This is a genomic window from Winslowiella arboricola (assembly GCF_025527015.1).
Classification (GTDB): domain Bacteria; phylum Pseudomonadota; class Gammaproteobacteria; order Enterobacterales; family Enterobacteriaceae; genus Erwinia; species Erwinia arboricola.
Genome location: NZ_JAODIM010000043.1, coordinates 262,980 through 277,566 on the forward strand (window position 1 = coordinate 262,980; position 14,587 = coordinate 277,566).

At 54.6% G+C, this 14,587-nt stretch carries 12 protein-coding genes; 4 read left to right on the forward strand and 8 right to left on the reverse strand.

Annotated elements, in window-relative coordinates; translation table 11 throughout:
- Positions 1 to 2: 2 nt before the first annotated feature.
- Positions 3 to 1,394 (reverse strand): amino acid permease, encoded by a 1,392-nt coding sequence (locus tag N5923_RS18815; RefSeq protein ID WP_267144845.1) that lies wholly within the window; start codon positions 1,392 to 1,394, stop codon positions 3 to 5.
- A gap of 210 nt (positions 1,395 to 1,604) precedes the next feature.
- Positions 1,605 to 2,558, reverse strand: a complete 954-nt coding sequence (gene ydgH / locus N5923_RS18820; RefSeq protein ID WP_267144844.1) for a DUF1471 family protein YdgH — start codon at positions 2,556 to 2,558, stop codon at positions 1,605 to 1,607.
- Between the two features lie 559 nt (positions 2,559 to 3,117).
- Here ydgH and pntA point away from each other — a divergent pair.
- Complete coding sequence (gene pntA, locus N5923_RS18825; protein ID WP_267144843.1) at positions 3,118 to 4,650, forward strand: Re/Si-specific NAD(P)(+) transhydrogenase subunit alpha; 1,533 nt, start codon at positions 3,118 to 3,120, stop codon at positions 4,648 to 4,650.
- A gap of 11 nt (positions 4,651 to 4,661) precedes the next feature.
- Positions 4,662 to 6,050, forward strand: a complete 1,389-nt coding sequence (pntB, locus tag N5923_RS18830; protein ID WP_267144842.1) for a Re/Si-specific NAD(P)(+) transhydrogenase subunit beta — start codon at positions 4,662 to 4,664, stop codon at positions 6,048 to 6,050.
- 76 nt (positions 6,051 to 6,126) lie between these two features.
- Here the strand turns inward: pntB and uspE are convergent, their stop codons facing one another.
- From uspE to dalD, 5 genes are all read right to left on the reverse strand, one after another.
- Complete coding sequence (gene uspE, locus N5923_RS18835; protein ID WP_267144841.1) at positions 6,127 to 7,077, reverse strand: universal stress protein UspE; 951 nt, start codon at positions 7,075 to 7,077, stop codon at positions 6,127 to 6,129.
- Between the two features lie 127 nt (positions 7,078 to 7,204).
- Positions 7,205 to 7,948, reverse strand: coding sequence for a fumarate/nitrate reduction transcriptional regulator Fnr (gene fnr, locus N5923_RS18840; protein ID WP_017800003.1), 744 nt, complete (start codon positions 7,946 to 7,948; stop codon positions 7,205 to 7,207).
- Positions 7,949 to 8,095: 147 nt separating this feature from the next.
- Positions 8,096 to 9,388, reverse strand: a complete 1,293-nt coding sequence (locus tag N5923_RS18845) for an MFS transporter (protein ID WP_267144840.1) — start codon at positions 9,386 to 9,388, stop codon at positions 8,096 to 8,098.
- 56 nt (positions 9,389 to 9,444) lie between these two features.
- The gene (xylB, locus tag N5923_RS18850; RefSeq protein WP_267144839.1) at positions 9,445 to 10,905 is read right to left on the reverse strand and encodes a xylulokinase; all 1,461 of its coding nucleotides are present in this window, start codon (positions 10,903 to 10,905) and stop codon (positions 9,445 to 9,447) included.
- Between the two features lie 10 nt (positions 10,906 to 10,915).
- Positions 10,916 to 12,310, reverse strand: coding sequence for a D-arabinitol 4-dehydrogenase (dalD, locus tag N5923_RS18855; RefSeq protein ID WP_267144838.1), 1,395 nt, complete (start codon positions 12,308 to 12,310; stop codon positions 10,916 to 10,918).
- A 193-nt stretch (positions 12,311 to 12,503) separates the two neighbouring features.
- Here dalD and N5923_RS18860 point away from each other — a divergent pair, with 193 nt between their 5' ends.
- Positions 12,504 to 13,451 carry a sugar-binding transcriptional regulator gene (locus N5923_RS18860; protein ID WP_267144837.1) on the forward strand — a complete coding sequence of 316 codons (948 nt, stop codon included), beginning with the start codon at positions 12,504 to 12,506 and terminating at the stop codon, positions 13,449 to 13,451.
- 2 nt (positions 13,452 to 13,453) lie between these two features.
- Here the strand turns inward: N5923_RS18860 and ogt are convergent, their stop codons facing one another.
- Complete coding sequence (ogt, locus tag N5923_RS18865; RefSeq protein ID WP_267144836.1) at positions 13,454 to 13,969, reverse strand: methylated-DNA--[protein]-cysteine S-methyltransferase; 516 nt, start codon at positions 13,967 to 13,969, stop codon at positions 13,454 to 13,456.
- A 259-nt stretch (positions 13,970 to 14,228) separates the two neighbouring features.
- Here ogt and yjbD point away from each other — a divergent pair, with 259 nt between their 5' ends.
- Positions 14,229 to 14,519: a DUF3811 domain-containing protein gene (gene yjbD / locus N5923_RS18870; protein ID WP_267145257.1), complete on the forward strand. Its 291-nt coding sequence runs from the start codon at positions 14,229 to 14,231 to the stop codon at positions 14,517 to 14,519.
- Positions 14,520 to 14,587: the final 68 nt, after the last annotated feature.

Below are 14,587 nucleotides of genomic sequence, written 5' to 3' on the forward strand. Positions count from 1 at the left end.
CCCTATCTGATTAATACCCACAATGCCGGACAAGCTGCCAGCATCAGCAGCACAATCGAGCCAGATTCGATACGGCTCAGGCCTTGCTGTGCACGTCCACCGCGGCGGGCAAACAGAAACAGCAGCAGGCCCGGCGCATACAGCACCACCGACAGCAGTAAATGCAGTGGGCCAGAAGCATACAGCAGCCATAAACCGTAGGCGCAGGCTCCCAGTGCCACCAGCGTCACCGATGGTCGGTTAAGTTTGCGCGCCAGTTGCAGCAGGTAAGCGCCGACCAGTAAATAGGGCAGCAGAATCATCTCTGATGCGATGGTCAGCAGAGTGTTGTAATCGGCATGGGTCAGCCAGATCAGAACCAGGCACAGCTGAACACTGCCATTCGTCAGCCACAATGAGGCGGCAGGGGAGCCACGGTGATTCTGCTGACTCAGCGAGCGCGGAAAAGCACCTTGTTGTGCGGCGATAAAGGGCACTTCCGCCGCCATAATGGTCCAGCTAAGATAGGCGCCACAGACCGAGACAATCAGCCCGATGGCAATCACCACGTCGCCCCAGGAACCGATTAAGTGCGTCATCAGGCCTGCCATTGACGGATTACGCATCTCCGCCAGCTCGGCGCGCGGCACAATTCCCAGCGATAACAGCGTTACCAGCAGATAGACAATCAGTGCGGCAATCACCGCCAGCAGCGTGGCGCGGCCTACATCCTGCTTATTGCGCGCGCGTGACGAAACCACCACTGCGCCTTCCACACCAATAAACACCCACAGGGTGATCAGCATGGTCTGCTTTACCTGCTCCCACACCGGTTTGCCCAGCGCCACGCCGCTAAAGTCAAAGGTAAAGCGATCAAGATTAAAAGCCGCAATCGCCAGCAGCACAAACAGCCCCAGCGGCAGCAGTTTACCCAGTGTCGCCACCAGATTGATGCTCGCCGCCGTCTGCACGCCGCGCAGCACCAGCCAGTGCACCAGCCACAGCAGCACGGAGGCGCCAAGCACCGCCTGCCAGGTATTGCCGTCGCCAAAGACTATCTGTTCCGGCGAGTCAGTAAAGAAACTTAACGCCGAGAAGACAATCACCAGGTAGGAGACATTGGCAATCACTGCACACAGCCAGTAGCCCCAGGCGGAGCAGAAGCCCACCAGTTCGCCAAACCCGGCGCGTGCATAGGTAAAAATGCCGCCATCCAGTTCAGGCTTCAGGCGCGTCAGCAGCAGCATCGCCAGTGATAACAGTAAAATGCCAACGCCGGTAATCAGCCAGCCAATCAGCAGCGCCGCAGGGCTGGCAACCGCGGCCATATTCTGTGGCAGGCTAAACACCCCGGCACCCAGCATAGAGCTGAGCACCAGCGCGGTGAGGGCGGTAAGACCTAATTTTTTATCCAAGAAAACGTCCTGACTACAGCATAAATAACTAATGAACAGGATAACGAACGAATTTTACCCAATGCGATGCGGGTTTTGTCGAGCGAAACCGCTAAAACTGGCGGCCGATTTTACGGAGAGGACAGGCGGAGTGCAATGACTGAGTATGCAAAAAGAGATACGGATTATTCAGAAACAAGCAGGGCAGCATGCTGCTGCCCTGATTTAAGCTTATTTAAACAGGTCAGCGGTAACGGTAAGGTTACCACCACTCTGGTTCTGCCACTGGCGGGTCACATGGTAGAACTTCGCGCCTTTATCAGCGGCACGACGTGCGACTTCGTGTGAAACTTCAGTCGGGGTGCTGAAATGACCGGTAAAGGTCACCGAGTCAAATGGCTGCATCTGCGCGGCAGTGATGTTATTCACTTCCTGAATCTCGGTGCCATTCGGCAGTTTGACGGTATAACGCTGACCGGTAGTGGTCTGGGTTTCGAAGAAACGTCCGACCTTGTTGCTTGGCGTTTCAGAAGAGGCCACGCCCGGGATCTCGACGTTTTTCGCTGCAGCGCCACCGGCGGCCAGCGCGGCTTTACCGGCTTCAGAGTTCGCCGGGATCAGGTTTGGACTCTGCACCTTACGTTTCGCTGCATCGGCTTTATACACATAGGCGGTAATATACTGGTTACCGCCGCTGTTGGTATCAACCTGACGGACAATAAAGAAGGAGGCTGCGCCTTTCTCTTTGGCCGCTTTGGAGATCGCGTCATTGACGTCTGGCTGACTGCGGTAGAAACCGCTGACAGAGACAGTGTCAAAGGGTTCCAGCTGATAAGCTTCAGGTTTTGGCAGCTCTTTTACGCCGTTAAATACGCGATACTGGGTGCTGTTATCTGCCGCCGGTGCATCCGCTTTATACAGATCGGCGGTGACGCGCCAGTTGCCGCCATTACCGTTAGTATCATTGATAGCCTGAATATAATAAGAGGCGGCGCCCATTGCGTCAGCGCGTTTTGACACGGCTTCGCTGGCATCGCCAATGGCGTTAAAACGGCCAGAAACATTGATACGCTCAAATGGCTTCAACGAGGCCGCTTTTTCCGGAGAGAGCTCCTGTGCCGCGTGCGCGGTTAATGTTGTAAGAGACAACAGGGCGGTCGCCAGAATGGTGTTCTTCAGCTTCATAAAAATAATCCTTCGCCTTACGCAAAAAATGAGTACGAAAACGTGCTGGACTCTTGATGTGTAACAGATTAGCCGTCGATTATTGCATGTAATAATGGCTGCTGTCTCAGGCATTTTATGCCATTTCTCTGCGCCAGATTGCGTCACTGGCAGCTTATCGCAGATTAAGCGGAAAACAGGACGAATTCGGCGCACTTTACCACTTATGGCGGTTATTGATATTAGTTAATTAGTTAACACTTTGTTAAATAATGAATTTTATCGGTAGCAAATAGCTAATGAAGCGATTTTGCATAGCATATTATGCGTATTTCGCCGCTAAATTCAGTGCCAATATAATGCTTTTGCCCCTTGCCTCTGAATTTTTGTGTGAAACTGGCGGCTATTACGCGCTGCGTCTGGATCGAGAGACATATTTTCAGTAGGTTATAAACAGTTTGTAACACCCAGGCTGCGTTCAACAGGACTGTAGCAAGTTAAATCAAACCATCCATCTCGAATCCGAGGTCAGCACTGGCGATAGTGCTGACCGAGGGGATAACCGATGAAAGGGAATACTATGTTAATTGGAGTACCGAAAGAGCGGTTGCCCAATGAAGCGCGAGTCGCTGCGACGCCAAAAACCGTCGAGCAGCTGTTAAAACTCGGCTTTACTGTGGCGGTCGAAAGCGGCGCAGGTAAGCTGGCCAGTTTTGATGACGCGGCTTTCGTTGAGGCAGGCGCAAGCATTACTGATGCGGTTAACGTCTGGCAAGCCGATATTGTCCTGAAGGTCAATGCACCCGGTGATGAAGAGATTGAACTGACCCGCGCAGGCAGCACGTTAATCAGCTTTATCTGGCCTGCGCAGAATCCGGCGCTGCTGGAGAAGCTGGCGGCGCGCCAGGTGACGGTGATGTCAATGGATGCGGTGCCACGTATTTCGCGTGCGCAATCCCTCGATGCGCTCAGCTCAATGGCCAATATCGCCGGTTACCGCGCGATTGTTGAAGCAGCCCACCAGTTTGGCCGCTTCTTTACCGGGCAGATCACCGCCGCCGGTAAAGTACCGCCGGCGAAAGTGATGGTGATCGGCGCAGGTGTCGCCGGTCTGGCAGCGATTGGCGCCGCTGGCAGCTTAGGCGCCATCGTCCGTGCATTCGATACCCGCCCTGAAGTTAAAGAGCAGGTGCAAAGTATGGGCGCCGAATTCCTCGAACTGGATTTTGAAGAGGAAGCGGGTAGCGGCGATGGTTATGCCAAAGTGATGTCGGAAGCCTTTATTAAGGCGGAGATGGAACTGTTCGCTGCTCAGGCGAAAGAAGTGGATATTATTGTCACCACCGCGCTGATCCCGGGCCGTCCGGCGCCGAAACTGATCACCAGCGAAATGGTTGCCGCCATGAAGCCTGGCAGTGTGGTTGTCGACCTGGCGGCGCAAACCGGCGGCAACTGCGAACTGACGGTGGCGGATAGCGTAATCACAACGGCCAACGGCGTGAAGATTATCGGTTATACCGATCTGCCAAGCCGTCTGCCGACCCAGTCTTCGCAACTGTACGGCACCAACCTGGTTAATCTGCTGAAACTGTTGTGCAAAGAGAAAAACGGCGAAATCGTTGTCGACTTTGACGATGTGGTGGTGCGCGGGGTGACGGTGATTCGTGAGGGTGAAGTCACCTGGCCAGCGCCACCGATTCAGGTCTCTGCGGCACCGAAAGCCGCACAGCCGGAGACTAAACCGCTGGCAAAAGAGCCGGAGAAACCCGCTTCGCCGCTGCGTAAATATCTGCTAATCGCGCTGGCTATCGTGCTGTTTGCCTGCCTGGCTAACGTCGCGCCAGCCGAGTTTCTGTCGCACTTCACCGTCTTTGCGCTCTCCTGCGTGGTCGGTTATTACGTAGTATGGAATGTCAGCCATGCACTGCATACGCCGCTGATGTCAGTAACCAACGCCATTTCCGGGATTATTGTGATTGGCGCGGTACTGCAGATCGGTCACGGCGGCTGGGTGACCTTCCTGTCATTTGTGGCGGTGCTGATTGCCAGCATCAATATCTTCGGTGGATTCACCGTCACTCAGCGCATGCTGAAAATGTTCCGTAAGAACTAAGGGCTAACAATATGTCTGGCGGATTAGTGACTGCAGCATACATTGTTGCCGCAATTCTGTTTATTTGTAGCCTTGCGGGTCTCTCAAAACATGAGACTTCAAAGCGAGGTAATCTTTTTGGTATGAGTGGTATGGCGATTGCGCTGATTGCCACCATCTTCGGACCGGATACCGGCAATATTGGCTGGATCCTGCTGGCGATGGTGATTGGCGGCGCGATTGGTATTCGTCTGGCGAAAAAGGTCGAAATGACCGAGATGCCAGAGCTGGTCGCCGTGCTGCACAGCTTTGTCGGTCTGGCGGCGGTGCTGGTTGGGTTTAACAGCTACCTCGATCACGCGCCGGGACTGCTGCCGGTGATGGAAAATATCCATCTGACCGAAGTGTTCCTCGGCATCTTTATCGGTGCGGTGACCTTTACCGGTTCAATCGTGGCGTTTGGCAAACTGTGTGGCAAGATCTCTTCGCGCCCGCTGATGCTGCCGCATCGCCATAAGCTGAATCTGCTGGCGCTGGTCGTTTCGTTCGTGCTGTTGCTGATATTTGTGCGTTCTGACAGCGTTGGCGTGCAGACATTTGCGCTGCTGGTGATGACGGTGATTGCGCTGGCGTTTGGCTGGCATCTGGTGGCGTCCATCGGCGGTGCGGATATGCCGGTGGTTGTCTCCATGCTGAACTCCTATTCCGGTTGGGCAGCAGCGGCAGCGGGCTTTATGCTGAGCAACGATTTGCTGATCGTTACCGGTGCGCTGGTCGGTTCTTCGGGCGCCATCCTCTCCTACATTATGTGTAAGGCAATGAATCGCTCGTTTATCAGCGTGATTGCCGGGGGTTTTGGCACTGACAGCAGCTCAACCGGTGAAACTGATGAAGTGGGTGAACATCGCGAACTGAGCGCGGAAGAGACGGCAGAAATGCTGAAAGCCTCTTCATCGGTGATCATCACCCCGGGCTATGGCATGGCGGTGGCGCAGGCACAGTATCCGGTGGCGGAAATTACTGAGAAGCTGCGCGCGCGCGGCATCAAAGTCCGTTTTGGTATTCACCCGGTAGCCGGTCGTCTGCCTGGCCATATGAACGTATTACTGGCCGAAGCGCGTGTGCCTTATGACGTGGTGCTGGAAATGGATGAGATCAATGACGATTTCGCCGATACCGATACCGTGCTGGTGATTGGCGCCAACGACACCGTAAACCCGGCGGCGCTGGAAGATCCACGCAGTCCCATCGCCGGTATGCCGGTGCTGGAAGTGTGGAAAGCGCAGAACGTGGTGGTATTTAAGCGTTCAATGAATACCGGCTATGCTGGCGTGCAGAATCCGCTGTTCTTCAAAGAGAATACGCAGATGCTGTTTGGCGATGCGAAAGCCAGTGTGGAAGCGATTCTGAAAGCGTTGTAATGGATTAGGGCGGCGATAACGCCGCCCCTACGGTTAAATGATTTGCAGGGGCGGCGTTATCGCCGCCCTTTATTACTCAGTCATCTTCGTCATCATCCAGCTCGACCTGAGTGGTAAAACCGTCCGGTTTAATCACCAACAGGTCACAGCGCAGGTGGTCAATCACCTGTTCTGCCGTATTGCCAAGAAACGCAGCTGAAATTCCGGTACGCCCGATAGTACCGAGCACCACGATACCGGCATCCAGATGCTCTGCCAGTTCGGGGATAACTTCTTCCGGTAAGCCCTTTTCAACGTGGGTAAACTTCTCATCCATGGAAAATTTTTGACGCAGCGCTTTCATCGCGACCAGATGCTGGCCGCGAATCGCATCGTTGTAGATGCTGGGGTCAAAGTCAGGCAGTTCAATGGCGATATTGATTGGCGTAATCGGATAAGCACCAACCAGATGGACTTCAGTGTGATTGACCATATCGGCCAGTTCCACCGTCTCTTTAATCAGTTTCTGATTGAGTAAATCATGATGCGGCTCTTCGCTGGCAAGATTGACTGCCACCAGCGCCTTACCGCCTTCGGGCCACGGCTGATCTTTTACCATCCATACCGGACACGGACATTTACGTAACAGATGCCAGTCGGTAGGGGTGAAAATCACCGCTTCCAGACGATCGTGCTGATGCGCCATTTTCAACACCAGATCGTGATTACCGCTCAGGACTTCCTGGATAATCGCCTCAAACGGACGATTGTGCCATACCACTTTAATCTCTATCTCGACGCCAGCTGCTAAATAAGCATGGGCCTGTTCGCGGATCCACTCAGTACGCTGGCTGATTACGCCTTTACGCATATTGGTGCGTTCATCAGGCGACAGCAGGGTGGTCATTTCGTAGGAGAAATCATAAATAGGCAGGAAGGCTTTGATTTTGCCGCCGATGCGCTGATTAAGGTACACCGCCCGACGTAGCGCAGGCTGGTCATCCTGTTGAGGATCGATCGCCACAAGAATGTTTTGATACTTAACCATACTGGGTTCTCCATACACGACGAGGTGTCTGTTTAAAGATAGCCCAATAGCGCTCAGGTAAAAAGCGAAAAAGTTGTTGCCGGATCAATAAAATAACAAATTATGACCCGGCAAACAGAATGGATAATCAGTGACTGTGGCCTGCCAGATCGGCGAGGATTTCATGATTTTCGATCGTAATATATTTTCCCTTCACCGCCAGCATTCCGCTTTTCTGGAAACGTCCCAGCAGACGGCTGATGGTTTCTACGGTCAGACCAAGATAATTACCGATATCACCGCGCGTCATGGTCAGACGAAATTCGCGTTGCGAGAAACCACGCTGGCCGAAACGACGTGAAAGATTCCAGATAAAAGCGGCCAGACGTTCTTCGGCATTTTTCTTCGACAGCAGCAGGATCATATCCTGGTCGCCTTTGATTTCGCCGCTCATTAAACGCATCATCTGCTGACGCAGACTCGGCATTTTCCCGGAAAGATCATCAAGGGTTTCGAAAGGGATTTCACATACCATTGCCGTTTCCAGCGCCTGCGCAAAGCTCGGATGGTGTGCGCTACTGATAGCGTCAAAACCAACCAAATCACCCGCCAGATGGAAGCCGGTAATCTGTTCATCACCTTGCTCAGTAATGGTATAACTCTTGATGGTGCCGGAGCGGATGGCATAGAGGGATTTGAGTTCATCACCGGCTTTGAACAGCGTCTGGCCTTTCTGAATCGGTTTTTTGCGCTCAATAATGTTGTCTAACTGATCCAGCTCATGTTCGTTTAAGGTAAACGGAATACAGAGCTGGCTGATGCTGCAATCCTGACAGTGGATCGCACAGCCGCCAGATTGAATACGACGAATAACGCGTTTTTCTGGAATCATAATATACGCTCAGACGATAATTGACTGAGGTCAATTTTAACATTTTTCTGTTACAGAAAGAAACTCATCTGAGCAGTTTTAGGCACATAAAGATCAGGGATGTCCTGACTGCGGACATCCCCGTGGCAAGCCAGTCAGTGATGACTTTTATGACTTATTCTCTGCGGCAACTGGCGCGGAGTAACTGCTGTTTTTGGCATTTTTACCGATACGCGCCGGTTGTTCCACTTTTATAATCAGGGTCAAAATACCGGCGACCAGATAGAGCGCGGTATAGGTCCAGACAACCCCGACCACATCAAAGAACGGCAAGACCAGTGAGGCGATGGCCGGGGCCAGGAAGTTGCTCAGACCCGCTGACAGGTTATAAATCGAAATCGCCGCGCCTTTATGTTTCGGTTCCAGTACCGGGAACACCGCAGTCATTGGTACAAAGGCGGCGACGGTAATTCCCAGCATCACCGCCGGAATCATCGCTATCCAGTAGTTATGACCAAAGGTCACTGGCAGATAGTAAAACGCCAGGCTGGAGATGGCGCAACCCAGGCAGCCAAACCAGCGAACCTGACGGATCCAGCCGATATATTCACCGAGAATGCCCCACATCACGTTGGTGAAGATGGTGACAAAGAAGAACACTGCCCAAATCTGCAACCACTCGGACATGGAAAAACCGAGGCGTCCGACAAACAGCATTGGCATCACCACCGCAAAACCAAACAGCGACAGCGTATTAATGATACGAATCAGACAGGCGAGGAAAATATTGCGGTTAGTAAATAATATCGTTACTGCGCGCGATAACTCGGTCATCTTCTCACGGGTGGAAAGATGCGCTTTCTCGCTTTCACCGCCGACATTGCGCAGCAGAACCATCGCCATCAGACCGCCGGCCACTACCCAGGCAATAGCAAACCACAGCGTACCGGTTTCACCGATAAACGGAATGGTAAAACTGGGCAGATAGCTGCCAATACAGCCAATACCTACCGAGTACATCGCCCAGAACCAGCCCATCGCAGACGACAGCTGATGTTTTGGCACCGTCTGCACCACCAGCATCACAAACGAATAGATAAACAGCGGATAGGCCAGACCACGAATGCCGTAAAACAGCAGCATCAGTGGATAGTTGCGCATGCCCAGTCCCAGCGTCAGGAACAGCACATGCATGACTACCCAGAGAATAAAGCCGATGCGCATCGCGCGTTGCGGGGTGATAATTTCCGCCACCACTCCGGAACTCCATGCCGCCAGCGCCGCCGCCGCGCCATACAGGGTAAATACCAGCGCCGACTGGGACGGAGAGAAACCTAAATCGGTAATGTGTTTGGAAAGAAAGGCCATTTCGAAGCCGTCGCCGCTCATAAACACCGCGATAGCGACATAACCCCAGAACAGCGATTTCGGCAGCCCGAAAAGGCTTTTATCTGCTTGCATAATATTATCCTCTGACTGGCAGTGGGCCGATCGCCGTGGCGATCGGCAGAGAGTGACTACTGGCGCAGCGTGCGCTGTTGTTGATAGAGCTGACGAAACTGTTGCAGGCGTAGCTGTAGCTGTTGGTGGCGGGTGGCATCAGGCAGATAACGCTGCAGCTGCGGCGGTTTCTGACAGACCTGCTGTTCGTCGCCGCCAACCGCCAGCCAGCCAAGACGCGCTGCGCCCAGCGCGCCACCGGCCTCGCCGCCGCGATGGGTAATAATCGGCAAGTTCAGCACATCGGCCATCAGCTGCGCCCACCATGGACTCCGCGCGCCACCGCCAATCAGTGAGCAACTGGTCAGTTTAGTTCCGGCGTCGTTCAGTACTTTTAAGCCATCCGCCATACCAAAGCTGACACCTTCCAGTACCGCATAGGCCAGTGATGCACGCTGGCTGCCATGGGTTAAGCCATGAAAAGCGCCGCTGGCTTGCGGATCGTTATGTGGCGTACGTTCACCGGAGAGGTAAGGCAGAAACAGCGGCGCGCGCAGTTGTTCGGCGCGGCTCAGCGAAGAGACATCGGCCAGCAGCGTGGTTTCGCTGCATCCCAGCAGCTCACATAACCAGCGCAACGCACTGGCGGCTGATAACATCACACTCATCTGATGCCAGCGATTCGGCAGGGCGTGACAGAAGGCATGTACCGCTGACTGTGGATTAGGGCGAAAGCCATCATTGACCGCAAACAGCACGCCGGACGTGCCAAGGGAAATAAACGCATCGCCAGGATTCACCGCCCCGATGCCGACCGCACTGGCGGCGTTATCGCCGCCGCCACCGGCAATAATCACCTCATCACTGAGTCCCCACTGGCGGGCGATATCGGCTTTCAATTTGCCTGCCGGTTGCGATCCTTCCACCAGGCGCGGCATCTGCTCTGCCGTCAGACCACAGGCTGCCAGCAGGCTGTCCGACCACTGCCGCTGCGCCACATCCAGCCACAGGGTGCCAGCGGCGTCCGACATATCACTGATCTTTTCTCCGCTCATCATCCAGCGCAGATAGTCTTTCGGCAGCAACACCGTGGCGATACGGTTGAAAACCGCCGGTTCATGGCGCGCCAGCCATAACAGTTTTGGCGCGGTGAAACCAGGCATCGCCAGATTACCGGCAACGGCGTGTAAATCTGGCGCCGCGGCGGTCAGCTGCTGGCACTCGTCGGCGCTGCGCGTGTCATTCCACAAAATACAGGGGCGCAGCACTTCATCCTGCTGGCCCAGCAGCACCGCGCCGTGCATCTGACCGGAAAGGCCGATGGCGCGGATCTCCGGCCAGCTGGCGCCGATTTTTTGCCGTAGCTGGCTGATCACCTGCTGCGTTGCCTGCCACCACTGCGCCGGATCCTGTTCCGACCAGTGCGGATGCGGACGCTGTACCGTCAGTGGTGCACCGGCGCTGGCGAGCGTATCGCCGTTGCTGTCGATCACCAGCCCTTTGATTTCCGAAGTACCGGCATCAATTCCCAGATACATAATCTTCTCCTTACTCGCTAACCGGCTGTGGCTGGGCAGCCCACTGCTGCAACCGGCTGACAGTCTGTTGCAGCAGGGTGGCAAACTCGGCTTTCGTTGCCAGCGGGCCAAACAGCGCCGCATCGGCGGCGAAGGCGGCTAACGGCTGGTCGGAAGCCAGCATGCTATGCAGCGCGCTTTCATCAAGTGCGCCATCCTGGTAGCTGTATGGCAGATCGCCATCATGCCAGCGTTGCAGGAACAGATAGAACAACGCCGGTAATACGGCGGTGGCGCGAGGCACATCACCGCGCTGATAACTTTCAACCAGCGTCGGGGTGATAAAGCCGGGGATTTTCGACAGACCGTCAGCGGCGACGCGCTGGTTGGTATCCTGAATATAGGGGTTGGCAAAGCGTGCCAGCACCACATCGCGATAGGCTTCTAAATCCAGCGGGCTGGGGGTCAGCGACGGAATAACGTCCTGGGTGACATATTCCCATGCCATCTCCTTAATCGCCTGCGTCTGGGTACTCTGATGAATAAATGACTGGCCGATTAAGGTGCCTGCCCAGGCGATGCAGCTGTGGCTGGCATTTAGAATACGGATTTTTGCCTCTTCCCACGGCAATACTGATGTCACCAGTTCAACGTCAACGTTTTCCAGCGCCGGACGCCCGGCAATAAAATCATCCTCGATCACCCACTGGATAAAGGCCTCGCCCATTACCGGCACGGCATCGTTAAAGCCGGTCTCTGCCAGCACACGCGGCGCGATATCGGCGGTTGGCCGCGGTGTAATCCGGTCCACCATGGTATTAGGTGACGTGGTCTGTTCAGTGACCCACTCCAGCAGACGGGTTTCGCCACGCAGGCGCAGGAAGGTGAGAAAACCGTGGCGGAAACGTTCGCCGTTATGACGCAGGTTATCGCAGTTAAGCAGGGTGACCGGATTGCCATGGGCCTCCAGACGCGCCTGCAGAATACGGGTCAGCGCACCATACAGCGTTCGCGCGCCGCCATTAATATCGGCCTGAATATCAGGATGGCGCGGATCCAGCTGATGGTCAGGATCGAGGTAATAGCCGCCTTCGGTAACGGTAAAGGCGATCACTTTGGTGGCCGCATCGCTGCCTTGCGCAATCAGGGCGCTCAGTTCAGCATCCCATGGCAGTATCTTTTTGATTGAGGTGATCTTTTCGTAGCGGCGTTCACCTTCCGGGGTGACGGTTTCCAGCGTATATTCTCCCTGCTGGGCGCTCAGACTGCTGAGCAGGGCTGAAGCGTCATCGCGAATATTGCCGAGGGCGATATGCCAGCGATCGTCTCCCTGTTGTAACAGACGATGCAGATACCATGCCTGATGGGCACGATGGAAGGAACCGGCACCGATATGCATCCAGATATTTGCGCTTGTGTGAGTCATCTTTCTCTCCTGCCTGTTGCATAAAGAAATGAGCAAATGCCCTATATGTGAGCTTATGCCTGAAGTTGCCGTTAGCCTGGGCAAATTCTGTCTGCCTGTCTGCGTGGCAGATCACAAAAACTAACAATTGCCCGCAGTGAGGGCAAAAATTCAGAGTATGCTGGAAACATGAAGAACGAGGGCCGAAAGCGCAATGAGCAAGCACGATAAGAAGCTGGATCAGGCGGCGCGCGCTGCCTGGATGTACTACGTTGCCGGAGAGACGCAGCAGGATATTGCCGAAAAACTTGGCGTATCGCGTCAGGTGGCGCAGAGACTGGTGGCGCTGGCGACCGAGCAGGGGCTGGTCAGCGTCAATATCAGCCATCCGGTGGCGCAATGCATGTCGCTGGCAGAGCAGCTTAAAGCGCGTTTTGGCCTGCGCATTTGTCAGGTGGTGCCGTCGGACGGCGTGGATAATGCCGGTATTTATCAGATGGTAGCGGTGGCGGGTGCGGAAGTGATGGCGCAAACCCTGAAGCAGAGCGAGCCGCAGATTATCGCCGTCGGTTCCGGGCGTATGCTGCGCGCGACAATTGATGAATTACCGGAATTTGATCGGCCACAGCATAGCTGTGTGTCGCTGATTGGTGCTATCGCCAGTGACGGCTCCTGTACCCGCTACGATGTACCGCTGTGGATGGCGGAAAAAACCCAGGGCCGCTATTTTATTTTGCCTGCGCCGCTGTATGCCGACAGCGCGGACGATCGTACGCTGTGGTGCAACCATCGTATTTACCGCACGGTCACCGAAAAAGCGGAGCAGGCCGATGTGATGTTTCTCGGTATTGGTCATGTTGATATCGGATGTCCGCTTAATGCCGATGGCTTTATTACCCGCGAGCAGGTGGCCACCCTGCAGGCGCAGCATGTGGTGGGGGAGATGCTGGGGCACTTTATCGGTGAAGATGGTGAACGCGTCAGCAGTGAGCTTGATGAGCGCTTAACCAGCGTCACTCTGGCCCCCCGCACCGCGCGCAATATCATTGCCTTTTCCGGCGGCAAAGAGAAACATCGCGCGATTGCGGCGGTGCTGAAAGGGGGCTGGATTAGCGGGCTGGTGACCGATGAAGCCAGCGCGCGCGCCGTGTTAGCCGGATAAAATTACACCCGCAGATAACCTTCGTGCTGCAACAGCCACTGTTTACGTGATACACCACCGGCATAACCGGTAAGGGTGCCGTTGGCGCCAATCACCCGATGGCATGGCACCACCACGCTAATCGGATTGGAACCGTTGGCCGCGCCGACGGCACGCGCTGCGCCCGCCCGGCCTAACATCGCCGCCAGCTCGCCGTAGCGCAGTACGCTGCCGCAGGGGATCTCACGCAGCAGATTCCATACCGAGCGCTGAAATTCAGTACCGTTGGTGGCGACAGACAGCTGCTTAATCACCGATAAATCACCTTCGAAATAGCGCCTTAACTGTGCGCTCAGGCCGCCGGCATTCTCCAGCTGTCGCAGGCGAAAGCCCTGCGGACCGTAGTGAATATGCAGCAGACGATTCATCCGGGCGCCAAACTCCTCCCATTCGACAGCACGCAAATTTTGTTGCTCGTCGCTGACGATAATCAGCTGACCCAGCGGCGTACTGATGGTGTCTTCCAGTAATGTCATCATGATATTCGAACGGTTATCCATTCCAGGCGAGTGTTGAATACACTATGTTGCCCCTTTCTGGCAACACAGACCCCGTTGCCGCTACGGCCAGCATTATTAAATGTCGCGGGAAGTCATGGCAACGAAACAGCATCAGAGTTATGTTAGCGACAGTACTAAGATTTGCCAGTCTGCGCCTTTTCTGGCGTGATTTCGATCGGCATTAACCGTATGGACCCGCGCCATACCTGTTTAAAGAGACCTCAGGCGGAGCCGAATGATGAAAAATGACAAGGAAATATCGATAGATGCGTTTACCGATAATGAAAAAATCCTTATTGACCAGCAGGTTAAAAACCTGATCGCTAAATCAGGCACCACGCCCGGTGATAAACAGCTTAAAGAATTTACCAAAGAAGCGAAGAAGCAGGTGATGAAAGCGCGTCTGGCGAAAGAGAAGGCTACCCCGGCGAAAGTGGTACGCAAACCGCGGCAAAAAAATCTTAAGGCCAGTGAGGTCAACGACTTTGACTGGTCCGCTTCAGTCAATGCGCGGCCACCCCGGCGTTAATGATTGCCATCAATAATCAGGCCACTTATCAGTGGCTTTTTTTATCGCCTTTTTTGTATGAATAAAGG

Bases quoted from the DNA above. Each gene is read 5' to 3' on its own strand.
- uspE (WP_267144841.1), bottom strand. From the start codon at position 7,077: ATGGTTAAGTATCAAAACATTCTTGTGGCGATCGATCCTCAACAGGAT.
- yjbD (WP_267145257.1), top strand. From the start codon at position 14,229: ATGAAAAATGACAAGGAAATATCGATAGATGCGTTTACCGATAATGAA.
- ogt (WP_267144836.1), bottom strand. From the start codon at position 13,969: ATGATGACATTACTGGAAGACACCATCAGTACGCCGCTGGGTCAGCTG.
- dalD (WP_267144838.1), bottom strand. From the start codon at position 12,310: ATGACTCACACAAGCGCAAATATCTGGATGCATATCGGTGCCGGTTCC.
- N5923_RS18860 (WP_267144837.1), top strand. From the start codon at position 12,504: ATGAGCAAGCACGATAAGAAGCTGGATCAGGCGGCGCGCGCTGCCTGG.
- pntB (WP_267144842.1), top strand. From the start codon at position 4,662: ATGTCTGGCGGATTAGTGACTGCAGCATACATTGTTGCCGCAATTCTG.
- fnr (WP_017800003.1), bottom strand. From the start codon at position 7,948: ATGATTCCAGAAAAACGCGTTATTCGTCGTATTCAATCTGGCGGCTGT.
- xylB (WP_267144839.1), bottom strand. From the start codon at position 10,905: ATGTATCTGGGAATTGATGCCGGTACTTCGGAAATCAAAGGGCTGGTG.
- ydgH (WP_267144844.1), bottom strand. From the start codon at position 2,558: ATGAAGCTGAAGAACACCATTCTGGCGACCGCCCTGTTGTCTCTTACA.
- pntA (WP_267144843.1), top strand. From the start codon at position 3,118: ATGTTAATTGGAGTACCGAAAGAGCGGTTGCCCAATGAAGCGCGAGTC.
- N5923_RS18845 (WP_267144840.1), bottom strand. From the start codon at position 9,388: ATGCAAGCAGATAAAAGCCTTTTCGGGCTGCCGAAATCGCTGTTCTGG.